Genomic DNA, 23,425 nt, shown 5'->3' with positions numbered 1-23,425 from the left:
CTAAACTCAAATCTCGCTTCCCGAAGGGTTGCGAGATAGGTCGCTCTGCGGGGCCGATCGTTTCACGGAGGATTTGTCGTAATTCCGACAGGTTTATCTTCGGATCCAAGTATCTGTGGGTAACGTTATGGCTTCCTAAGGGTATCGTTTCAGATCGCAACATAATAATCGCTTTCGCTTTTGTTATATCGAGCTTACGTTATATTATAAAATTAAAATATATATTCGGTCCGAATAGTTTGGAAGTAAGCTTTTTCAAAAGCAAGGCGAGGTGTTTGATTTCCATGTTTTTTTGTATCGACAATTTTTTTCTAAAATTCAGACTTTCGATTTTGTGGGAATTCGAATCAAGTAAATCACTACGAGCATTCCGATCAGTGAAACTAGGATTTTTACCGCTAAAATCGGAATAAAGAAAAATACGCTGGTTCCAATCGTCAAAAAAATCATGGAAATCGCGATGATTTTGGCTCTAAGAGGTATTGTTTTGTGAATTCTCCAATCGCGGATATAAGAACCGAAGTACCGGTTGTTCATGAGCCAATTGTAAAATCTGTGGGAAGCTCTTGCGTAACAGGCTGCGGATAAAAGTAAAAAAGGGGTCGTCGGAAGAATCGGCGTAAAAATTCCGATGATTCCTAAAATTAGAGAAACGGAACCGGCAATAAAAAGTAAAAAACGAATGATCTTCGATCTATGCAGACGGACTTCGTCGCTGTAATCTTTTTTTTCCATATCAAAAATTTGTCCCAAAACCGTCCAATGTGGGAACTCCTACTAGTGTAATATTGAAAAGACGATTTAAAAACCTACCAATTCACCAAAGAAACCTAATTTGTAGGAACTACAGCGTTTTTGTGAAACTAAACGTTTCACTCCTGTCGAATGATCCGTAGAAAATGAGGCACCTATTTCAATTGATCATTCTCTGAACTCAGTGAGACGCGCGTTATGGAATTGCGTTTCAGATCGTTCGAAAAAATAGAACGTCTCGTTTCTATGGCGCTCGATAAAACTCAGCGCAGAGCTTTCTTGAACTCAGTAAACACCTCCTATGGGTCGGTGTTTAGGTCGCTTTCGCAGGTTTTGGGATAGATTTTTAATAGAATCGAAATTGTATGCAACAATTCAATTCTTTATTGAAGTGTTGAGTTTTGAAACTTTTATTTTAACTGTATCGATTTCTTTTTTTGCGAAAACGTTTATCGGATCAAAAAAATTATGGCTGTTCTAAGTTAGATTTTTCTTTTTACGGGAATTTATGAATGTCCCGCAGAAAAATTGCTTAAAAGCGAATTTCAATCTTCCCGGGACAAGATTAAGCTTTTCTTATGGATTGTGCAATTGAAAGAAATTAACTGCTTCTTGGTCCGCGTTCGGTTTTGCGGTCACATCGTTATTGTCGAATTTGGAAGAAATACTTTGAGCCTCGTCAAAGCTATGATGTGTATTCGGATATACGGTCATCGAGATCGAGTTGTTCGTTGCGGCGTTTGCGCCTAAGGTTTGAGCTCTTGAAACTCTCGTATTACAATAACCTACTGTATGAAGCGGGTCCGCTCCGGCCGCAAGAATTTTAATATGAGTATACGGAAGATATTGGCTTGCAGAAATTCCGCCGAATGCGTTGTTGAGTCCACACCCAGGATAAAAGGAAATCACCGCTTTAAACGGTCTCGGATTTCCCGAGCGGTATTGGGTCGTCGAATTAGTATCCACAGTGGAAAATACGCTGCTTCCTCCATGAGACCATCCCAGTAAAACGATTTTATCATTGTTGATAACTTTGGACCTTTTTACGTAACTTAAAGCTGCATATGCATCCGTCGGTCTGTCCGTAACTTCCGATGTTCCTACATTGGCGCCGTTGTTACATTGATTTTGTCCTGCGCTTCTTGTTGTAAAGCTATCGACTAAGAGAGTAGAATATCCTAAATTTTTTCCTCGGTTAGCCCATTCCGTATAAAGAGACGCGGGGGGTTTTGTGACATCACTACTCGAATGTGCGCCTGCACATCCGTGCATCATGACGATCAGAGGAAACGGTCCCATTCCTGCTGGTTTCGAGAAATAAGCTTCAAGAATGAATTTTTGAGTCGGATTATAAATTTTAAATTTGTAGTTTGTAAGTTCTGTTTCTTGATCGATTAACACCGGACCGGAGATTAAGTCTTGAATCTCGGTTTGTTGTGCGATTGCTAGAAGAGTTCCCGCTAAAAGTAAAGGGGGTTCTTCGTTTGAATTCTTGCAGCCGAAAAGAAGAAAAAAAAGGATCAGTCGCGGATTGATTTTAAATAACTTCATGTAAGATACAACAAAGTAGGGCGAAAATCTTCCATTTAAAATGAGAATTTATTTCGGGATATTACATCCTATCTTTGGGGTAAGTTTCAATATTATATGTAATCAAAATTCTGGGAAATTTATAAAAAAGTTTGGAATTTAGACAAAATCTGGGCTTGAAAACCGCAAGCATTTACCACAAACAAGAAAGCCAACAGAAGGAACTAAAGTGAAAAGAAAAATATATGCAGATGGATATTCATAAAGAAACAATTACTGATCCCTATAAGATTCTGTCCCAAAAAACTCAGTACCACGACTCTCTATGAATTGCCGCGGCAGGGACAGAACCTTGCAGCTTGTCTTTCTGATAAAGTAGAGTTAGGTTTTTGGACGCGCTGTAAATAAAATGTTGTTCATTTGAACACAAATCCGCATTCAAATGCAGATTTTGGACACTCTATTATCATGCAAAGATGAGTAAGATGTTTTCGAGGAGTGGATGATTTAACGGCGATGTTTTTTACTCTGCGAAGTCTGTGATTTCAGGAGATTTAAAACAGCGGACTTCTTTTATGAGCTTTCTTGGACTTGTTTCCGAAAAATACGATTCCAAAAGAAAACAAATAGGGATCACAAAAATGGGAAGTCCCGGGCTTAGAATAATTTTAACGGAAGCAGCTTGGCACATCGCTTCCCGGAAACAGAAAGCAAGATCGTAGCTGCAAGAATCCGAACAATTTGCGTTAGTCGTTGCTTTAGAGGAAAAGGCTTCCTTAAGTGATGCCTATCAGTTGATTTAGTTTTAAGTTTATATTTTCATTTTTTACTATAAAAAATCCGTCTTGATATTTTTTAAAAAGACAATGGAATGTTTTTATAAGCGAAGTTTTAGTTTCCTTTTACGGAGCTGAAAAAAATTATTTCAATAGAGTTGTTGAAAAATTCCATGATTCAGATTAACAAAACCGCTTCAAACGCCCATTTCAATGAAGCAGAAATGGATAGAGAAGTTAATTTTTCAACAATTCTATTGATAAAAGCACGGATTTAAGATCGTGAATATGAAATGCGATCATTTTGTTCAGACTTTGATTGAAGAAACCGAATCTAAGTTTTTTCAATCTAAAAAGAAGTGGCCGACACTTGAATTTAAAACCGATTTCGTATTGATCGGTGTTAGAGGTATTAGTATCATTAATAACGAAGTTTTGTTAAACGACAATTCTTTTGACTATTTCAACGATATTCTTTTTAATATCTATCCAGGCGCTAAATCTTGGGGAAGCAGGGTCGCGACAATGGATCCCGGTAAAGTTTCTAAGGAAACCCTTCTCAAATACGGTATTAAAGATGGCGAAGCTAGAACCGAAGAAGGCCTTTATTTGGTTAAAATTGGTTTTCATCGAGGTCACAAAGCATTTGTACAAGCTTCCCCATTTTATTATCGCAGGGACGTAAACGAGGATCGCGTCCGGAATGAACTTGATCCTTTGTATTACGATCAAGTGGGTTTAAACATTCATGCTCAAAACGTCCAAAAAGATTCCGTAGGGGTTTCCTCTCTAGGTTATACGGTCACAAAAATCACTTGGGATGAGCCTGAGTGGATTGAATTCATTTCAGTTTTTAAGGAGGCATCTATACAAGCTCGGATTAAGAATCCGAAGTTTTCCGGTTTTTGTTATGCGGTTTTAAACCAAAACATGGCCAAAAAAATTTTTTCTAGGTAAAAGTTTATGAAACAAACACTCAAAGCAAAAGATATATTAGCGGTTCATCCTGATTCTTCCCAAGCAAAAGGGTTGGAGAAAAGTTTAGAAAACTATATCGTAGTTGAAAAAAATCTTTTTCGTATTTCAAATCGTGCCTTTTTTCTAGGCCTCTTATTTTTATTTCTAGGTCTTTATACTTTAAAATCCTTTCCAGATGCAAAAATCTCGGAAGGATTCGGAGGAATTAGCGTTTACGGCCTATTTATTACCTCGGGTATCATTTTAATGTCCTGGTTTAAAACCGGTGAGATTCTGAAAGCCGTCGGTGATTTTATTTCCAAAGTCAAAGGGGGAAATTCATAACCTAACAGAAGTTCGGCGATCGAAAATGAGAAAGAATTTTCTAAAAGTAGGAGTTCCTACTTTTAGAATTTGTTCTAGTTCCCACATTTTAAAAATAGATTTACAAAGAGCGCGTCTTGCTCATCCTTATAAAATAGAATACCGTTATTTGAGCATAAATTCCGCTTTTAGACGCAGAATTTTGGACACTCTAGTATGTAGAGATGAGTAAAACCTGCAGAAACGATCCTTGAGAGTGAGACATTGAGTTTCTTTTGGGACAGATTCTTATGGAGTGTCTTAAAAATTTTTGCAATTTTCAAAGAAATCTTATACTCAAAATTTTTAAGAGAATGATGTTTGAGAAAATTATTTTCCCAACTTAAAACTTTTCCTTCAATTACATGAACTTTTTACAATTCCTATCGCTTTCTCCTCATTGTGTCATTTTGATAGAAGTTACAAATTTATCATAAATTATCCTTTTTAACGTGAGTTCGCCTAAGAAAGTTTGGGCGAATAAGAAACTAAAGTGTTACGACTTCCTACTGATCCCTATAAAATAGAGTACCGTTAATTTGAGCGTAAATTCCACGTTTAGACGAAGAATTTTAGACACTCTATTATGTAGAGATGAATAAGAGGCGCCGTTAACTCAGCAAAACGCTCTCTAGCATAACGTTACCCACAAATTAAAAAGGCTTTTGGGATAATAAGGATCAAAAACTGATATTTTTCAAACGTTCCGACAAGAATGAGGCTTTTTACTTGCAAAAAGTATAATTTTCTGATAGAGAAAAATTTCCCGAATCTTTCCGCCTCCAAACTCAGCGCCTCGCTCTTCAGCAGAGCTCGTCATCCCCACCCAAAAATAAGGGAAACTCAGGCACAACGCTTCCTAAACTCAGTAAACACACCTTCCTATGGGTCGGTGTTTAGGCGCGTTGTGGGAACTAAGTTTCACGGGGGATTTTGTCGTAATTCCGACAAATTGATCTTGAGGTCCTATTACTTGTGGGTAAGGTTATGGCTCTCTAACGATCGCGTTCAGGCCGAAACATAGAATCGCTTTCGCATTTTGTTATACCGAACTCACGTTTTTTAATTTTCAATAGGGATTACTACTCGAACGCAAGAATAGAATACTATGACAACTTATTTCGAAAATTAGAATCTTCCTTTAAAAAGTCGGGATTTCCCGATTTGACTTAATTTTTGAGAACCGCTGTACTTTTGCAAAATCGACCGCTTATTTTTGAGTCTCATTCACGCGTCCGAGTAGTAAATGAGTCAAAAATAAGTCTATTTGATGTATTTTTTTGTCGTTTTGAGTTGTGAATCTTTCCCTCTGTAAAAAGATAACAAACAATATTGTATGAGGCGAAAATTATGAAAAAAATTCTGACGATATTCATCGGTTTTCTCTTTTTGGGAGCTGTGGGGAATCTTCATGCACATCGCGGGAAAGTGGTGCAAAATCCAATCGATATTTTCGAGAAATCACACGAGAATGAGGTTCTTAGTTTGCAAAGAAAAACCCAAGTTGATATGAACCTTCCGATAACTCGGGCACTTTTTATGGAACTCGTAATTCTTACAGCAGTAGCGCTTACACAAAAAGTGCCTCCTTTTCTACGAACCAGAAATATACCATTGGTGATCAACTTCGTTTAGGTGCGCGTTACTTCGAATTGGAAGTTCATTGGACTACAGGGAGTAAAAAAGGCGCCAAAGAACTTCTTCTTTGCGGCGGTGCGGCAAATCACTCTGGCTGTAAAACTTCCGATCGTACTTTTCACCAGGGTTTGGAGGAAATTCGTGATTGGATTTCCAAACCCAATAATAGAAGTGAAGTCTTGCTCATTTATATAAAGGATCATTTAGACGGACATTATCCCGAAGTTCTTAAGGTTTTGAAAGATTCCTTAGGTTCATGGTTATATCGTTATTCTGGAAGTTGTTCAAAACAACCTTCCTCCGCAGATATGCCGAAATTGAAAGATATGGTTAACGCAGGTCAAAGGATTCTCCTTATGAGCGACAGCTGTCAGAGCGGTCAAGGCTCGGAAGAATGGAGTAAATATTTCAAAGCACAGTTCTTCGGGGGAACAAAGGAGGTGCCGAGCATGCAACTTTCGCCAAAGTTATTTCGCAATCGCGATTGTGTTTTTCCCAGAACACTTTATCAGTCAGCGATGGTCCGTGTCGCGGATAGTTCAAACGGTCATGGAAAGATCCAAAGTTCATTCACAAATAGTGATATTCGATCTATGCTTGTTTGCGAAGTAAACGTTTTTGGAATTGATCAGTTTGATGTCGATTTTGCGAAACAACCGGTTTGGTCATGGGGTCAAGGTGAGCCGCGCAATGCAGAGGATCAAGAACATTGTGGACGGATGGAAGTTGGTCCACTTGTCACTGCGATATCTGGCATCAATTTGCATGCAGGGAGAGGAAAACTGGAAAGTGGGTCGTAACCAATCGTAAAGGTCGTTGGAGTGACGGGGTTGGCGCATGCCTTCACTACTCAGACCTTGGCAATTATGTATATGCCTCTCCCAAAACTCCTTATGAAAATAAAAAACTTCAAGAAGTTGTGAAATTAAACGGTAATAATCTACCTGTTTGGATCAATCTAATTAAGAAAGAAGGAGAAGATATTTGGGGCCCGGACGATCGGTTGGATGCTTTCCTTCCGCCACTTTGAAAAAATGGAACGAGCCGTTTTATTCCACTCAGATCTAAAAGTGGTAATATGACGAGGAAATAAAAAACGGAATATACGCAAAAGTTGGAGAAAGAAATATTGGATCTGAATTCATCAGAACTTAAATGTTTTCCCTTTTGTTGGTCGTGAAAGCGTTATCAATATTTTTCTTTTTCCTATCTTTCGGCCCATTTTTCCTAAACGGATATTCCTAACTTAAAGATCTTTTGGAAAGTAGAATATAATCCGTTATACCTCTTCTTTCAATTTGGAAAAATATTTTAGATATAGCTATTTTTTTTTGATGGTAACATCTGTGATTTATCTGATTTTACTACTCATCTCTACATAATAGAGTGTCTAAAATTCTGCGTCTAAACGTGGGGTTTGTGCTCGAATTAACGGTCCCTATTTTATAGGGATCAGTAACGTACCACTGTTTCATCTTTTGAATTCTTCATAATATTATGTTTTACGAATTATTTTTGATTTCATTTTTATTATGTACGATAATATCCCATTTTTCGGGGGAAATTCTCTTTTCATCAAAAGCAAAATGAATGTAGTCGCATTATTCCAATGGTACTCTATGTTCTGTTCAAGTAGATTACTTCGGTTGATTTCTCTCAAAGCGTCGTGTCCTATACAGTTCCCGCTTTCTTGTTTGTTTCTTTTTCGAAGTGTCAGAGATTATATTGAGGTTTACGGATAAGTTATCGAAAATAAATTTTTTAAATTCATCTCGATCTTCAAATCAGCCGTTGGTCATTATTTTAGCGTGAGTTCGGCGGTTGAAATACATGATTCAGTTTTCTGCAAAGAGTTGGAATCTGAACTTTGTAAATCTATTCTTAAAATGTGGGAGCTAACACAAATCACGATTTTACGAACAAATTCTGGAATTGTAGGAATTTCTACTTTTAGAAAATTCTTTCTCATTTTCAATCGCCGAACTCGCGTTATTTTAATTGCAAACTTCGGATATTTCTTTTTACTTTATTGAAGTTTTGAAGTATGTTGATGAATTTTACTTAGAGTCTTGTCCAAAAAACCTCAGATGTAGGAACTCCTACGAGAATAGTCCAACAATAAAGTCCGTTAAAAAGTTCATGGGACACAATCAATGGGAATTCCTATTGGCGCTCGGAACTCAACCATAACCAACCCCACAAGTATTTGGATCCTGTCGGAATTACGACAAATCTTCTGTGAAACTTACGCCCCGCAGAGCGACCTATCTCGCGACCCTTCGGGAGCGAGATTTGAGTTTAGGAAAGCTCTGCGTTGAGTTTCTTCAACGCGCCCTAAACACCGACCCATAGGAAGGTTTTTACTGAGTTTAGAAAGCGTTGTGCCCGAGTTTCCCTGATTTTGGTTGGCGGGAAGAGGAGGTTGGAAGACTCGAAAGATTTTTCTCTATTAGAAAATCATATTTTTTGCAAGTAAAAATCCTCATTCTTTTCGGAACATTTGGAAAATATCAGTTTTTGATCCTTATCCCAAAAGCCTTCTTGATTTCTGCGTTAGATTATGGAACTCGGGCGTCTCACTTCTATTGGCGTTCGACGGGTTTGGGACAAACTTTTATTAATCCATCACTTAAAAACCAAACTCGCACAAGTTCCTCTGTACTTTTCACTTTTCAGGCAAAATTCTGCATCGATCAACTGAGCAAAGTCTCTACAAAGTTTAATTCCGAGCCCGGATCCGTTTTCATTGAGAGTTCCGATTGAGGAATAGAATTCTTTGGAAAAAATCTTTTCTAATTCCTCGGCGGATATTCCTATACCTTCGTCGACTACTGAAATACGTTGACAATCCGGAAAAATTGTTCCTCTTAGAAAAATCTTTCCACCGGAATTTGAGAATTTAAGCGCATTTACGAATAAGTTACGAACAATCATTTTGAAAATATTCACATCACTGAATACTTTAAAATTCTCGTCAAACTCCAGATTAACTTGAAGACATTTAAGTCGGATGCAATCGTTATAAAGCATCGTGATTTCCTCCATGATCGGGATCGGATCGAAGGAAATTTTGTTCGTTACGATATTTTTCGAGTTCGTTTTCACCCAATTCAACGTGTTGTCAATCAAGTCGATCGTAAGATGGGTTTGAAGGTTTAATTTTGAAAGATGCTGATAAAGATCGATGGAAGGAATTTCCTCATTTTTAAACAGAGAAATCAAAGAAATGATCTGTATCAGAGGCGTTCTTAAGTCATGCGCAAGAATAGATAGTAATTGAGATTTGAAGGAATTGCTGCGAATTAGCTCTAAATTCAAAGTTTCAAGATCGTGAATATCCTGAAATGCAAACGCATTTAACTCTCCGAACTCTGTGCTCCGTAGGTGGAACCATCTTTCTCCGTTCGATTTGGTCCGAATTTTTGTCTTCATTACAATGCTATGTTTTTCGCTTTTTCTTATCTCACCGACTTCGGTCAGCCAATCTAATTTGACCTTCTCTCTATAATTCTCGTCCGGATAGGCTTGTACAAACCAATCTTCTATAGTGGGGATTTCCTTAACTTTATAGCCTATGATTTCTCGGAAACTTCGATTCAGATAAAGAGTTTGGAATTGATTTCCTTTCACTCTCGAGAGCAACACGGGATAAGGAATAAATTCCACGAAACTGATTTTATCCTCTGTGTTGTCTAAAATTTCCTGAATCAATTCCATTTTTTTCAAACTCCAAGTCAGGCCGGAATCGGCTTTTTAAATTTTTATAATATAACGGAATCTATATTGAACCTAAAAATAGAAATCTTTTAGATAAAATTGCCGATTGATGAGTCTTATCAAGCTTATAATTTCATTTTGTAAAAGATTTCATAATAAAATATTCAACGATATATTCGATCAAAATGATCCTCAAATAAAAAATCTTTTGCAAAAATAAAATCGATTTGTATTAGAATCTGGCATGAATATTCAATGAACATACCTTAAGATCGAATTTGAAATCGAAACGAACCAAGATCATATCTGATTTTCCCGTGCTCCTTAAGAAATATATAATAAAAAATGAATATATATTTTTAAAAATAAATAGCAATCGATTGAATTTCACGATGAGAATTTATTTCGTTTTTGTGGAAAATGCAAAAAATTGAAAAAGGTAAAGCGTATGAAAAGAATTTTAACGATTTTTGTCGGTTTTCTTTTATTGGAAACCGTAAGGAAATCTTTTTGCGAGTAGAGGAAAAACGGTGGCAAGCCTATTGACGTTTTCGAAAAATCTTTCGAAAATGAGTCCTTTTCGTACAACAAAAACTCAGACCAATTGAATTTTGAAGTTCCTTGCGTTCCTTTTTTACAGGGCCAACAATTTTTGTTGGCAGTAGTGCTTATATCAAATATTATTTCAATGGATATTTTTTCGAAGTATCTTTTGCATCTTATTTTTTCCAGATTAGAAATACTCGATCGGTATTAATTTTGTTTAGAGCGCGTTACGGAGTTTTTATAAAATCCCAAAAAGAAAATTCAAAGATATTTAGAAATATAAGTAATGTCTAATGAAAGAGAATTTGCCAAACCTATTTGATTCGGGGCCTGTCCTAAAACTTCAGATGTAGGAGCTCCTACGGAAGTGTTCTAACAATAAAGTTCGTTAAAAAGTTTATGGGACACAATCAATGGAATTCCCACGTTTTGTGAAATGAAAGCGCTTTGTTTCTATTGGCGCTCGATAAAACTCAGCGTCTCGCTTCTATTGGCGCGAGACAGGTTTGGGATAAGCTCTGATATTTTCAGATTTGAATTTTTCAACGAACTGTAAAATTGTATCCTTCACGTTTTCTTTTGAAAGTCTTGCAGAAATAGATTTCAACTTATTTTTTAAACGGAATAAAACGTGGAGACCACATGAAACAATTTGAAAATGTAACGATTGTTAAAAAGGCGAATGTTTATTACGACGGAAAGGTGACAAGTAGAACCGTTCTGTTCCAGGACGGAAGCAAAAAGACTTTGGGGATTTTAATGCCGGGTCAATACGATTTCGGAACCGACGAAAAGGAAATTATGGAAATCTTGGACGGGGATTTACTCGTAAAACTTCCGGGTGAGGATTCTTGGAAGGAAATCAAAGGCGGCCAATCCTTTGAGGTTCCCGCAAAATCTAGATTTCAAATGGATGTGAAAACGATCAGCGATTATTGCTGTTCTTATATCGTTTAATCTGATTTTAGATTTTTTTTGCTGATTTAAGTCGTCCCTTTGGAATATAGACGGGGAGGATCTTGTATGTTTGCCGGTTGGATGGCAAATTATATATTTTTTTCTTTTGTCGTTCCGATCTATGGCGATAGGCTTGGTCGTTAACCATGAACAAAATTTCATAACGATTGTAGGATTGATCTTAAGAAGAATGAAATGGCATATCCTTTTCTTTTTTATTTTAGGGCCATTGAATATTCCCAGTGATGCTTCGATCACTCCGAACGATCATCGAAATCTGTTTCTTTTCTTTTTTGTCTATTATGTATTCTTAATTCTTTTTATACCAATGCTTTTACGCTTTAAGACACGTTTCAGTTTGATTTTTTGCATTATGCCGTCCTTGTTTCTTCTTTTTCTGTTGAGTGACGGCGTGACTACTAAGGCGGGGCAGTGGAATCGATCAGGCACGGACCCTGAAATCAAGATCCGCAGTTTTCGGCATAAAATATTCTTAGATTGGCATTCGATTTGCGATGGAATTTTTGGAAATGTTGAAAACAATTTTTTTGGTTTGATCGGTAAACGTATCGATGGGTTTTATTAAGTTTTAGGTTTAAAGGACTTGTGCAAAATCTCTAAAGGCTGCTATCGATCTAAAATAACGTGAGTTCGGCGGTTGAAAGTTTTGGCGAATAAGAAATTAAAGTGTTACTCTCTAACATAACCAACCCCACCAAATACTCGGATCCGAAGATAAATCTGTCGGAATTACGACAAATCCTCTGTGAAACAGGCTCCCACAACGCGCCCCTTAGGAAGCGTTGTGCCTGAGTTTCCCCTTATTTTTGGGTGGGGGAGAATAAACTCTATTTCGCTCTCTACGGGTCGCGAAATAGGTGGAAAGACTCGGGAGATTTTTCTCTATCAAAAAATCATACTTCTTGCAAGTCAAAAGTATCATTCTTGTCGGAACACTTGAAAAATATCAGTTTTTGATCCCTATTATCCAAAAGCCTTCTTAATTTGTGGGTGCCTCTCTAGCATCACCTTACCCACAAATATCAGAAAAAGCTAGACATTTAAAGTCCTTAATTGCTCCTACTGATCCCTATAAAAAATGGTACCTAAATACCAGCTTGTCTCCAATAACTATCGAAACTGAAGGTATCTGATTTCAATATTCTTAAAGTAGATTTAGAACCGGTCTCAAAACTACCTATTAAAAAAGTTAAAAACAATGATTGAGCTTGCAAGATAAAGAGAAGCCAGATAGTTTTCTGCTTTTCTTTCCCAGCGAATCAAAATAGCTCTGAATCGATTATGCCAATTATTTGTTCTTTCAACGACCCAACGTTTAGGTTTTCCTTTGTATTTACCAATGAGAGGTTTTTCACCTTTTTTCCGAATATGAAGTCGAATGTTTCTTCTTTTGATCAATGCTTCTATATCTTTGAAGTCATAACCTTTATCTAAACAAAGGTGTTTTGTTTTTTTTCTTTTTCTTCCGGAAAAAACCAAGATGGAATTCAATGTATCTTTTACATTGCGTTTATCATGAACGTTCGCTCCGCTCAACGTAATTGCCAATGGAATTCCGTTTCCATCCGTAAGAATATGCCGTTTAACTCCCAATTTGGCACGGTCTGTAGGATTTTTCCCGGTTAAACTCCCCCTTTGGGAGCCTTGACCATTGCGGAATCCATCGAAGCCCAATCCCAAGCTATCTTATTCTTCACATCATAATATTTTAAAATAGATTTATAAATCTTTTTGAATACTCCCGCTCGTTCCCATTCTTGAAATCTTCTGTGACAAGTTTGACCCGACCCAAAGTCATTCGGAATTGCGCGCCACTGACAGCCTGTTTTCATTCGATAGATGATACCTGCCATTACGACTCTTGTTGGAACGCGATTGCGACCACCTTTCGGCTTTGACTTCTCTTTTGGGATCAAAGGGGCTATTTGTTTCCAAAGTCCCTCGGGAATCTCTGAATAATATTTGTCCATTTCACAATTATAGTATTACACTCTCAAAGTACAAGGAGTTTTGAGACCGGTTCTAAGTTCTTTGAATCAATTGGCTAAGATTCTCCGGACAAAAATTAGCCATATAGTTTTTCTTCCAACGACACCAGATATATTCTTGCGGATTTAATTCCGGAGCATAAGGAGGCAAAAATTCCACTCGAAGCCTTTTCTCATTCTCTTTTAAAAATTCATTCATTGCTTTGCTTTTATGGGCAGATAGATTTCCCAGACTATTAAAATCTTTTTGCGATTTTCCTTTAGAAGTATATTTAAAAAATAAATAAGATCCTGGCTTTTAACAGAGCCTGTTATGATCTGGAAGTGAAAATCTTTTTTAGAAATAGCACCGATTACTGATAACTTTTTCCAAGACATCTTGTGACGAAGGATCGGTGTCTTTCCGATTAAGCTCCAAGTTTTTACCGTATATGGATTCTGGCTGATTCCGCTTTCATCTAAAAATATGACCTTAAACCCTTCATTCTCTGCTTTTTTTTATACCGGGCCAAGTTTTCGTTTTCCAAGTTTCAATTGCATTTTCATCTCTTTCCAACGCTCTTCTTTTTGGTTTTTGATACGAAAACCCTAATTGATGTAACAGAGTTCCCACATAATCTTGATGATACGTTACTCCGAATTCTTTTCGTATGATTTCCGATACGCGATACGTTGACCAAAGTTCATTCGGATAACCGTTACTTATCGGACCTTTCAAGATGATTCTTTTTAAGTCTTTCTTCTCTGAAATGCTCAATTTGGTCGGTCGACCTCGTTGGCCATTCCATTTTACTCCTTCGATTCCTTCCGATTCATATTTATCTCGCCAACGCATTACCGATTGCTTACTTACTCCAAGTTCTTTGCTTACTCTATAACATGTATAGCCCTTCTCAAGTAAACGAATTCCCTTCAACCTACGCTTTTCCAAGCGCTTTAATTTTTCCCGCTCTAATCTTTGCATTATGACAATGGGATATGATCGATATATTTTTGGTACTCTTTTTTGTAGGGATCAGTAAGCGACACAACGGAAATCTATTATAGAAAAAGGGATCGTGTAGATGACTTGGGGCCGATGAACTCGGAATATAATCAAGGCCTATTATTGCATCCATCGATAGCGTTTACGCCTGACGGAATCCCTTTAGGAATCCTGGATTTTAAAATGTGGTCCCGTACGGAATTAGGCGCCAACCAAGATCAAGACGGAAGGAAAGCGTAAAGTGGTTCGAGGGATACAGAGCCGTCTGTGAATTTGCAAAAGAATCCGATTCGAAATACGTATATATCTGTGATAGAGAAGCCGATATTTTCGAACTATTCCAGGAATACGTAGACGCTGGAGAAAACGCTCCGGATATGCTCATACGCGCAAATCGAGAAAGGAAGATAGAAGGCGGCGGTTGCTCTTGGTCCTATCTTGAGACATTAAAACCAGCGGATATATATACGATTACAGTTCCCAGAAAGAAAGGGAAAGAAGCAAGGGAAGCAACAATTGAACTTCGATTTGAAAAATTAACGATAAAATCCCCTCAATACAAGAAATTAGAAAATATTGATATGTATGCGTTAACCGCAACCGAGGTCGATGGCCCCAAGGAAGAATCTATCGATTGGAAATTCTTAACCACAATTCCAATTTATAATTCGGACGATGCAAAAAGAATGATCGCCTTTTACAAAAGTCGCTGGGGGATTGAAGTTTTCTTCAAGGTTTTAAAGTCTGGATGTAATATCGAATCCACTCAATTTAAATTTGGTAATCGATTCAAAGCTTGTATCGCTGTCTGTGCTATTGTTGCTTGGAGAGTTATGATGTTAACATTCTTAGGTAGAAATATTCCAGGTTTAAAAGCATCTATACTATTCGAGTCTTTTGAATGGAAAGGCATTTATTGTCGACTTTTTGAATCTCCGAAACCACCTAAGGAAGAACCCGAGTTAGGGACCGTTTTACTTTGGATTGCTAAATTAGGTGGACATCTGGGCCGTAATTCAGACTCGCCCCCGGGACCTCTTATCATTTTTAAAGGCTTTATCAGAGCCATGGAAATCGGATTTATGTTCAAATTGCTCACCAAACAGTGACTTGTGGGTCCTCTCTACGGATTGCAACATAATAATCGCTTTCGCATTTGTTACGCCGAACTCACGTTAACTATTTTATTTCTGGCCATCGGAATATTGTAGGGCTTCCGACAAAGGCTTTGACCTTCTGCCGTTTTACTGAGTGATCTGTGGTTTGCATTTTGGGGGACGAAAACGCAGCGCACAAATGCCATGCTGATTTCGTCGTCCCTTGTTTGTTTGCCATGTCAATATCATTCCTTCCTTTTGAGAACGAAAGAAATAGCTTACGAGAGGATAATCGAACAATCCTTTTGGAAAGTTTTCCTTTCCCTCATTGTCTATAAATGTAACTTCAGGAATGTTCATTCCCCGATCCGAGCAATATTTGTCCGCTTCGGAATAAAGCATCGGACGGCCGCTCTTCCCGATAACCAGTAGTGTTTTAGAGAGAAAAATGTTCCTGTCGGACAAACGTTTTTCTCAGCAGAAACCCGATTGGGTCGTCAACAAACGATTATCGTCCAAATGTTGAATAGAATAAATTTCGAATGTTTCATGGTTTTTGTTATCGACTTCGTTTAACAAATCACTGATAACTTTCGATCGGAAGACAAGAACAAACTAAATTCCGATCCCCGTACACGTTATCCACTCTTCCCACATAAGGCCAGAATTTATGATCTCTCAGCCAAGAAGCGGGATACGCCGCGCGTTCTCTCGGATACAAATGATCCCAACGATCGGAAGTCACCATTGCCGCGGTATGCGGAGAGTTCTTCAACGGGTTATCAGTTTTGTCCAGAGCGCCGTTTTGAACGTCCAGAATTTCCTGATGGATGAGCAACATCGCTTCGCAGAAACGATCCAATTCTTCCAAAGATTCGGATTCTGTCGGTTCGATCATCAACGTTCCCGGAACGGGAAAAGACATAGTAGGCGCGTGAAAACCGTAATCGATCAATCTTTTTGCAACGTCTTCCACTTCGATTCCTGCGGTTTTTTTAAACGGCCTTACATCGAGAATACATTCGTGAGCGACAAAACCGTTCTTTCCTTTGTAGAGAATCGGATAAGCTTTTTCCAAACGTTTTGCGATGTAGTTCGCGTTTAGAATCGAAATCCGAGTCGCATTCGTAAGGCCTTCGGATCCCATCAGAGCGATGTAAATCCAAGAAATCAAAAGGATACTCGCACTCCCCCAAGGCGCCGCAGAAACCGCTCCGTGTTCGTTACCGGTCGTATTATCTACTAGTACGTGTCCGGGTAAAAATGGAACGAGATGTTTTGCGACTCCGATCGGACCTACGCCGGGACCTCCTCCTCCGTGAGGTATGCAAAAAGTTTTATGTAAGTTGAGATGACAAACATCCGCTCCGATTTCTCCCGGACTTGTTAATCCGACTTGAGCGTTCATGTTCGCTCCGTCCATATAAACCTGTCCGCCGCGAGAGTGAACGATTTGACAGATTTCTTTTACGGATTCTTCGAACACTCCGTGAGTGGAAGGATAGGTGATCATCAAGGCGGCGAGATCGTTCTTATGTTGGTCTGCTTTTATTTTTAGATCTTCCAAGTCTACGTTTCCGTTTTGATCGCAGGAAACGACTACGACCTTAAAGCCCGCCATCGCCGCGCTTGCAGGATTGGTTCCGTGGGCGGAGATCGGAATCAAACAAACGTTTCTATGGGTTTCTTTTCTACTTTCGTGATACTTTCGAATTGCTAAAAGACCGGCGTATTCTCCCTGAGAACCCGCGTTCGGCTGTAAGGAAACTCCCGCGAATCCAGTAATCTCGCAAAGCCATTTTTCCAATCGCTCAAAGATGATCTTGTACCCTTTGGTCTGATCGGAAGGCGCAAACGGATGAATTGCTCCGAATTCAGGCCAGGTAACCGGATACATTTCCGTCGTAGCGTTGAGTTTCATCGTACAAGAACCAAGCGGAATCATCGAGGTCGTCAGGGAAAGATCTCTAGATTCAAGTTTACGAATATAACGAAGCATTTTCGTTTCCGTATGAAATGATTGAAATACGGGATGGGTTAGGTAAGAAGAGCCTCTTTTGAAGGAATCGGAAATATTTCCCGAATCTGAAAAAAGTTTTTCTATATCCGACTGCTTCACTTGGAAAATTCTGAACAGATCTTTGATATCTTCGGAATCCACAGTTTCATCTAACGCGATCCCGATCCTTCCGTCCTTGTATTCCCTTAGGTTGATTCTTTCGGAACGAGCCCTATTCAAAATATCTTTCGCTTTTGCGCCTGCTTGAATCGTAATTGTATCGAAGAAAGAATCGTTTGAAATCGTAAAACCCGAAGACTTTAATGCGTCTGCAAGAATTGAAGTGAATTTATGAATTCGAGTCGCAATATTTTTAAGCCCTTCCGGCCCGTGATAAACCGCATACATAGAAGAAATAACCGCAAGTAAAACCTGGGCCGTGCAGATATTACTTGTAGCCTTGTCTCTTCGAATATGTTGTTCTCTGGTTTGAAGAGAAAGTCTGAGTCCCGGATTTCCTTGGGAATCTTTGGAAACTCCAATCAATCTTCCCGGCATACTTCGTTTGAATTCGTCCTTGGTCGCAAAGTAACCCGCGTGGGGGCCGCCGAATCCCAAAGGAAGGCCGAATCTTTGAGAGGAACCGAGGGCGATATCGGCTCCCATTTCTCCGGGAGATTTGAGAAGAGTAAGAGCTAAAAGGTCGGCGGCAACTGCGGAAACCGCTCCAACGTTATGTGCTCTTTGAATAAAAGAAGTGTAATCGATTATTCTTCCGTCGGTCGCAGGATATTGAAGAAGAACCCCGAAGAAATCCTCATTTAATTCCAGTATTTCGTGGTTTCCGATTTCAACCTCGATTCCGAGCGGATTGGCTCTTGTAACGACCACATCGATGGTTTGAGGATGACAGAGTTCCGACACAAAGAATTTTTTAGCGGTTTCATTTTTGCGAACCGAATACGCGAGAAACATCGCTTCCGCCGCCGCGGTTCCTTCGTCCAAAAGGGAAGCGTTTGAAATCTCAAGCCCGGTCAGATCGACGATCATCGTCTGAAAATTCAAAAGAGCCTCGAGACGACCTTGGGAAATCTCCGCTTGATAGGGAGTGTACGCGGTATACCAACCAGGATTTTCGAGAATGTTTCTTTGAATTACGCTGGGAATGATGCAGGCATTATAACCCGCTCCGATGTAAGAACGAAAAACTTGATTTTGAGAAGCGATATTTTTCAAATCCTGAAGGATCTTGTGTTCGGTGGAAGCCTTGGGTAGATCTAGTTCCTTTTCGAGACGAATTCCCGCGGGGACCGCTTTATCGACCAGCTCCTCCAGAGAAGAAAGCCCCAATTTTTTTAACATCCCACCGATCTGTTGTGAATCCGGTCCGATATGTCTTCTTGGAAAAGTATCTAAGGGATCCGTACTTACCCTTTCAAGATTAGTTATGTTTTGGTTTTGGAGCGTGGAGTTTACGTTCATCTGTTTCTATCCATATATTAGACTTTGATGTTATTCGAGTTTGGCGACGAGCGCTCTGTATTTTTCGGGACTCAAAAGTTTCTCCAATTCGGAGGTGGAGAAACCTTTCACCTTAATCATCCAAGAATCAAATGGCTTCGCGTTTACGTCGCCGGGATTTTTGGAAAGAGCCGAATTGGATTCGATCACTTCTCCGCCGACAGGCGCGTATAAATCTTCCGCCGCTTTTACCGATTCGATTGTGCCGAAGGTTTCAAACTGTTTGACGGCCTTTCCCGATTTTGGAAGATCCACAAAGACAATATCACCGAGAGCGGATTGAGCAAAATCTGAAATTCCGATAAGGGCGGTGTCTCCTTCTACTTTTACCCATTCGTGTTTTTCCGAAAAGAGATAACCTGCGGGTGCTTGTGTTTCTGCCATGATTCGTTTTTCCTGATTTAATTTTTTCTGATACTGCCCGGAATAAAAGGCTTTGTTGTTATGATAGCTTGTTTGGGTTGCTCGCGGATTTCAATCTGAATCGGTTCGCCGTCTCTGATTTTTTCGGTTCGAATGGAAGCCAAACCAATTCCTTTTTTCAAGGAAGGAGAAAACGTGCCGGACGTAGTTTTGCCAATTTCATTTCCTTGAAAATCTAAAACTCTGAAGTTTTCTCTCGGAACGCCCGCTTCCGTTAATGCGAACGCTACAATTTTGAATTCGGCTCCGTTTTTCTTTTGAGAAAGAATTTTCCCGGATGAGAAATAGGAATTCTCTTTTTCCTTCACAATCCAACCGATTCCCGATTCGACCGGAGTCCATTGGTTGTTGAGCTCATGTCCGTAAAGAGGATATTTTGCCTCAATTCTCAGAGTATCTCTTGCGCCGAGTCCACATGGAAGGAGTCCCTGAGGTTTCCCAAATTCTAATAGTCCGTTCCAAAGTTTTAAACCGAAAGGAACGGAAGAATAAATTTCAAATCCGTCTTCGCCAGTGTATCCTGTTCTGGAGACGATGATTTCTTCTCCTTGATAGCCGAGAAGAGCGAAATGATAGTACTGAATTGAATCCAATTCTCTACCTAAGAATTTAGAGAAGATCTCGTTTGCTTTCGGGCCTTGTAGGGCGATCTGGTGCCAGTTTTGACTTTGATCGTGCACTTTGACGCCGGATGCGGGCAGATATTTGAGTAAGTGTGCGGTTACTGTTTCGTAGTTGGAAGCGTTGGAACAGATCATATATTTTTCGGCGGAGAATTTATAGATCGTAACGTCGTCTACAAGTCCGCCGTTTTCATTCAAGATCGCGTTGTATTGAACCTGAAAATTGGAAAGAGAAGCGACCAAGTTGCAAGTGACCGATTCCAAAAAATCGAGAACCGTTTTCGGCTCGCCCGTTATAAAAATTTCTCCCATATGAGAGACGTCGAAAAGTCCTGCCGCCTCTCTGGTTGCGTTATGTTCTGCGATAATTCCGGAATATTGAACCGGCATATCCCAGCCCCCGAAAGGAATCATTTTGGCGCCAAGGGCGCGATGAGTTTCATAAAGTGGCGTTCTTTTAACTTGGGACATAAAGCTTTCCGAGTACCAATTTTTACTAGCTCCGTACCGGGACAAATTGATTTTTGGGTAAATTTTTCCTAATTCACGGCCGAATACGGCGTTTGGAACGCGTTTGGAGCGGGAGAATCGAAATTCTTCCGAAATGAAGAAAATTCTTTGATTTCAATTCGGGAATCGGTTGAATCATCCGTTGGGTTCTAAAGGTTTTAAATCAAACACATAAGAATTTTATAAATATCTATGATTCCGTTTATAATAGAAGCGAGCGTTCGTTTTTAGAAATATTGACCGTGTTCTTTTCGGTGAGAACAGTCAGTCCACGAATAAAATTATTTCCGTTTGGTTTTTGATCCTTCAGGCCTTTCCACAAGTTTCTGTAATAACATTTTTCCTCGGGAAAAATATTTAGAAGGTGACGGCTGTAAACATCGCGCTGAAAATTGTATGGCCGGACTTGCAATCGTCAAAGGAATGTAGAGTTTGCAAGCAACGATATAAGGTAGCATCTAACTGCAATCTACGTTGAGTTGTTTCGAAAAACATAAATATGAGCCTTGTTTATAGAATTTTACGAATCGATTTCATTTGTTCTTTCTTATTGAAGTGCATTTATGCAAATACGAAAAAATTTCGGCATATACTCTGTTCACTTTATAATTCGATGCAAACGATACAATATAATCATTGAGTAAAGTCGGATTTATGCTATATTCATCCTATGAATAAAATATTGATTCTTATTTTCGGACTTCTTTTGGTTTTTTTCGCTGCTTCCTGTAATGACATTATTCCCGTCGAAGAATGTAAGAAAGAAAAATGTGGAGAAAGATTGCGGGCTTGTTTTCAGGCAGTGGCTCTGAAGGATATTTCCACTCCCGCTTCAAATAAGGAACCTTATGCGGCAGTTGATGGTGCCATAGCCTGTTCGTTTATAGATGGTTTTTGTAAAGCCGACTGCAAATTCAAAAATCCTATTTACTACTCATCTCTATAAAATAGAGTACCGTTAATTTGAGCACAAAATCCCGTGTTTCGGACGCAGAATTTTGGACACTCTATTATGTAGAGATAAGTATACCTATAAATCCCATTTAGAAACTTCTCCTCCGCTTCCCCTAAAAATATTAAAACTATAATTTCCTTTTTATAAAATCCTTTTTTCAATTTTTTCTGATACATGTAAATCCGGCGCCCCATCTGAAATATTTCAGTCAAAAGAAACTGATTGTAGCGAATCTCAGAGAAAATGAATTTTCCATTTTTATCGGTTGATGTTTCTCCCACTCTGCATCCTTCGATGGGGTTGTTATCATAATCGACGATATTCCGGATAAGGCTGGTCTTCGGAGCCTATAAACGCAAGATAATAACAAAACGCAAATCAGTAATAGGAATAAAACTCTTTTCGCCTTACGGATTGTAAAACGGAATGCGGGTGCTGTCATTTTATGTGGGAACTCCACCGATTTATGACTGAAATCTCATTTGTTTGAAAAACTTTTTCTCTTGAAACTGTTTGAACCCAAGGCATTTTGAATAACGACGACGAAGTATGAATCATTCGGGAAATAGGATATGAGTTTGAAAAATTACAACGGAAGCTGTCATTGTGGTAAGGTTCGTTACGAGTTGGCTCTCGATCTTTCCAAGGGAACTAGCAAATGCAATTGTTCTTATTGTTCCAAAGTAAGAAATTGGAGTTCTATGGTAAAACCGGAAGCATTACGTCTGCTCTCCGGAGAAAACGAACTTCAAACCTATCAATTTGGAACAAAAAGTGCGATCCATAAATTTTGTAAAAACTGCGGAGTGAGAATGTTTACCGAAGGTTATCTTGAAGAGTTAGGAGGAGCGTTTATCAGCGTAAGTTTAGCTACATTAGATAATATAGACCTCGAAGAATTGGTTGCGGCACCTCTTTGGTATGCGGACGGACTTCATAACAACTGGCGGAAACAACCTGCTGAAATACGTCACCTCTGATCGTATATACGTCTTAGGTTGTTTTTTGAGATAGCTCTGGTAATGTAAGCGGACTTAAAAAATGCTTTTCCACAATTCGAAAATGGAAAAAATTCCGTTTAAGATGGATACAAAAACCAAAGCTAGATATTCTTTAAAAATACTATTCGTTCTAATCCTTTACTTTGGAGCAAATTCCTGTTCGAACACACAAATTATCAACAAACCCTTGGATAAAAGTTTGGACCTACAGGGTCACCGGGGTGCGAGAGGTTTAAGGCCTGAAAATACTTGGCCCGCTTTTGAAGAAGCGATTCGATATGGAATGACCACCTTGGAATTGGATACGGTTTTAACCAAAGATAAGAAAATTGTAATTCATCACGATTCGGAAACGAATCCTACGATTTGCCAAAAGAAGGACGGAACGCCGATCGTTCCCGTTTCTTTGTACGACTTAACGTTTGCCGAGCTGAAAGAGCTGGATTGCGGAGCGAAAAAAAATCCGAAATACCCCGAACAGATTCCCGTTCCCGGAACCGAATTGATTACGATCGAAGAATTTTTCGTTCTTGTTGCAAACATCGAGAAGAACAATCCGAATCGGCCGAAATTAAAATTCAACATTGAAGTAAAATTTCCGGACGAAGATCAAGAGACGTTTTCCATTGAAAAAGTAAAGGATCACGTAGACTTATTGGTCCAAGCCGTAGAAAAAGCGAAAGTTGCAGACCGAACTACGATTCAATCTTTTTACATACAAGCGCTCCCCGTCGTAAAAGAAAAAAATCCGAAGATTAGGACGAGCGCTCTTTTTTCTCTTACTTATTTTCAAGGGGCGATGATGAAATTGGGATTCGGAAATGGGACGCGCGAAGACGTTCTCAAAAAGACCCTTGAAGTAAAGGCGGATATCATTTCCCCTTATTTTTTATACGTAACGAAAGAATTCGTGCAGGAAGTTCATTCTCATAAAATATCAGTGATTCCTTGGACAGTCAATGATCGGGAAGAAATGAGAAGACTGATAGATGCGGGAGTCGACGGAATTATCAGCGATTATCCGGATCGACTGTCTCAAGCGATTAAGAATTAATTAACGTGAGT

At 39.0% G+C, this 23,425-nt stretch carries 14 protein-coding genes and 4 pseudogenes; 9 read left to right on the top strand and 9 right to left on the bottom strand.

What is annotated here, in order from left to right; genetic code table 11:
• Window positions 1–318: 318 nt before the first annotated feature.
• Both FHG67_RS17995 and FHG67_RS17985 read right to left on the bottom strand, forming a co-directional pair.
• On the bottom strand, window positions 319–735 hold the full coding sequence (locus FHG67_RS17995; protein WP_004500009.1) for a YbaN family protein: 417 nt from the start codon (window positions 733–735) through the stop codon (window positions 319–321).
• Window positions 736–1,329: 594 nt separating this feature from the next.
• Window positions 1,330–2,304 carry a dienelactone hydrolase family protein gene (locus tag FHG67_RS17985; RefSeq protein WP_004500034.1) on the bottom strand — a complete coding sequence of 325 codons (975 nt, stop codon included), beginning with the start codon at window positions 2,302–2,304 and terminating at the stop codon, window positions 1,330–1,332.
• A 459-nt stretch (window positions 2,305–2,763) separates the two neighbouring features.
• On the opposite strand from FHG67_RS17985, the pseudogene FHG67_RS17980 reads away from it, so the two are divergent.
• The 4 genes and pseudogenes from FHG67_RS17980 to FHG67_RS17960 form a co-directional block, all read left to right on the top strand.
• Window positions 2,764–3,062, top strand: a pseudogene (locus tag FHG67_RS17980) (transposase); the annotation flags it as partial.
• A 285-nt stretch (window positions 3,063–3,347) separates the two neighbouring features.
• Window positions 3,348–4,016 (top strand): hypothetical protein, encoded by a 669-nt coding sequence (locus FHG67_RS17975; protein ID WP_036075677.1) that lies wholly within the window; start codon window positions 3,348–3,350, stop codon window positions 4,014–4,016.
• A 6-nt stretch (window positions 4,017–4,022) separates the two neighbouring features.
• The gene (locus FHG67_RS17970) at window positions 4,023–4,361 is read left to right on the top strand and encodes a hypothetical protein (RefSeq protein ID WP_002634889.1); all 339 of its coding nucleotides are present in this window, start codon (window positions 4,023–4,025) and stop codon (window positions 4,359–4,361) included.
• A 1,368-nt stretch (window positions 4,362–5,729) separates the two neighbouring features.
• Window positions 5,730–7,047, top strand: a pseudogene (locus tag FHG67_RS17960) (phosphoinositide-specific phospholipase C-related protein).
• A 1,595-nt stretch (window positions 7,048–8,642) separates the two neighbouring features.
• On the opposite strand, the gene FHG67_RS17955 reads toward FHG67_RS17960, so the two are convergent.
• Window positions 8,643–9,734 carry a PAS domain-containing sensor histidine kinase gene (locus tag FHG67_RS17955; protein WP_004500026.1) on the bottom strand — a complete coding sequence of 364 codons (1,092 nt, stop codon included), beginning with the start codon at window positions 9,732–9,734 and terminating at the stop codon, window positions 8,643–8,645.
• A gap of 1,188 nt (window positions 9,735–10,922) precedes the next feature.
• On the opposite strand from FHG67_RS17955, the gene ppnP reads away from it, so the two are divergent.
• Entirely contained in the window at window positions 10,923–11,237 is a 315-nt protein-coding gene (gene ppnP, locus FHG67_RS17950) for a pyrimidine/purine nucleoside phosphorylase (RefSeq protein ID WP_004497157.1), read from the top strand.
• Window positions 11,238–12,431: 1,194 nt separating this feature from the next.
• On the opposite strand, the gene FHG67_RS17940 is transcribed toward ppnP, so the two are convergent.
• Window positions 12,432–13,228, bottom strand: a protein-coding gene (locus FHG67_RS17940) for an IS5 family transposase (RefSeq protein WP_376767527.1) whose coding sequence is annotated in 2 segments (ribosomal slippage) — window positions 12,432–12,883 and window positions 12,883–13,228 — 798 coding nt in all. Because the reading frame shifts where the segments join, the coding sequence is not laid out codon by codon here.
• A gap of 55 nt (window positions 13,229–13,283) precedes the next feature.
• Window positions 13,284–14,210, bottom strand: a pseudogene (locus FHG67_RS22475) (IS630 family transposase); the annotation flags it as partial.
• A gap of 54 nt (window positions 14,211–14,264) precedes the next feature.
• Here FHG67_RS22475 and FHG67_RS17925 point away from each other — a divergent pair.
• Window positions 14,265–15,340, top strand: a pseudogene (locus FHG67_RS17925) (IS4 family transposase); the annotation flags it as partial.
• A gap of 135 nt (window positions 15,341–15,475) precedes the next feature.
• On the opposite strand, the gene FHG67_RS17920 reads toward FHG67_RS17925, so the two are convergent.
• The 4 genes from FHG67_RS17920 to gcvT form a co-directional block, all read right to left on the bottom strand.
• Complete coding sequence (locus FHG67_RS17920) at window positions 15,476–15,730, bottom strand: hypothetical protein (protein WP_004497165.1); 255 nt, start codon at window positions 15,728–15,730, stop codon at window positions 15,476–15,478.
• Between the two features lie 178 nt (window positions 15,731–15,908).
• Window positions 15,909–18,809 carry an aminomethyl-transferring glycine dehydrogenase gene (gcvP, locus tag FHG67_RS17915; protein WP_002616019.1) on the bottom strand — a complete coding sequence of 967 codons (2,901 nt, stop codon included), beginning with the start codon at window positions 18,807–18,809 and terminating at the stop codon, window positions 15,909–15,911.
• Window positions 18,810–18,839: 30 nt separating this feature from the next.
• A complete protein-coding gene (gene gcvH / locus FHG67_RS17910) occupies window positions 18,840–19,232 on the bottom strand; it encodes a glycine cleavage system protein GcvH (RefSeq protein ID WP_002616052.1) in 393 nt (130 codons plus the stop codon).
• A gap of 17 nt (window positions 19,233–19,249) precedes the next feature.
• Complete coding sequence (gcvT, locus tag FHG67_RS17905; RefSeq protein ID WP_020782930.1) at window positions 19,250–20,365, bottom strand: glycine cleavage system aminomethyltransferase GcvT; 1,116 nt, start codon at window positions 20,363–20,365, stop codon at window positions 19,250–19,252.
• A gap of 709 nt (window positions 20,366–21,074) precedes the next feature.
• Here gcvT and FHG67_RS17900 point away from each other — a divergent pair.
• The 3 genes from FHG67_RS17900 to FHG67_RS17885 all read left to right on the top strand — a co-directional run bounded on the left by FHG67_RS17900 (window position 21,075) and on the right by FHG67_RS17885 (window position 23,414).
• Complete coding sequence (locus FHG67_RS17900; protein ID WP_016759759.1) at window positions 21,075–21,350, top strand: LA_0364 family Cys-rich lipoprotein; 276 nt, start codon at window positions 21,075–21,077, stop codon at window positions 21,348–21,350.
• A gap of 581 nt (window positions 21,351–21,931) precedes the next feature.
• Complete coding sequence (locus FHG67_RS17890; protein ID WP_002616073.1) at window positions 21,932–22,339, top strand: GFA family protein; 408 nt, start codon at window positions 21,932–21,934, stop codon at window positions 22,337–22,339.
• Between the two features lie 82 nt (window positions 22,340–22,421).
• Window positions 22,422–23,414 (top strand): glycerophosphodiester phosphodiesterase, encoded by a 993-nt coding sequence (locus tag FHG67_RS17885; RefSeq protein ID WP_376767526.1) that lies wholly within the window; start codon window positions 22,422–22,424, stop codon window positions 23,412–23,414.
• Window positions 23,415–23,425: the final 11 nt, after the last annotated feature.

The organism is Leptospira weilii (assembly GCF_006874765.1).
Classification (GTDB): domain Bacteria; phylum Spirochaetota; class Leptospiria; order Leptospirales; family Leptospiraceae; genus Leptospira; species Leptospira weilii.
This window is presented reverse-complemented; position numbering and strand designations above follow the sequence as displayed.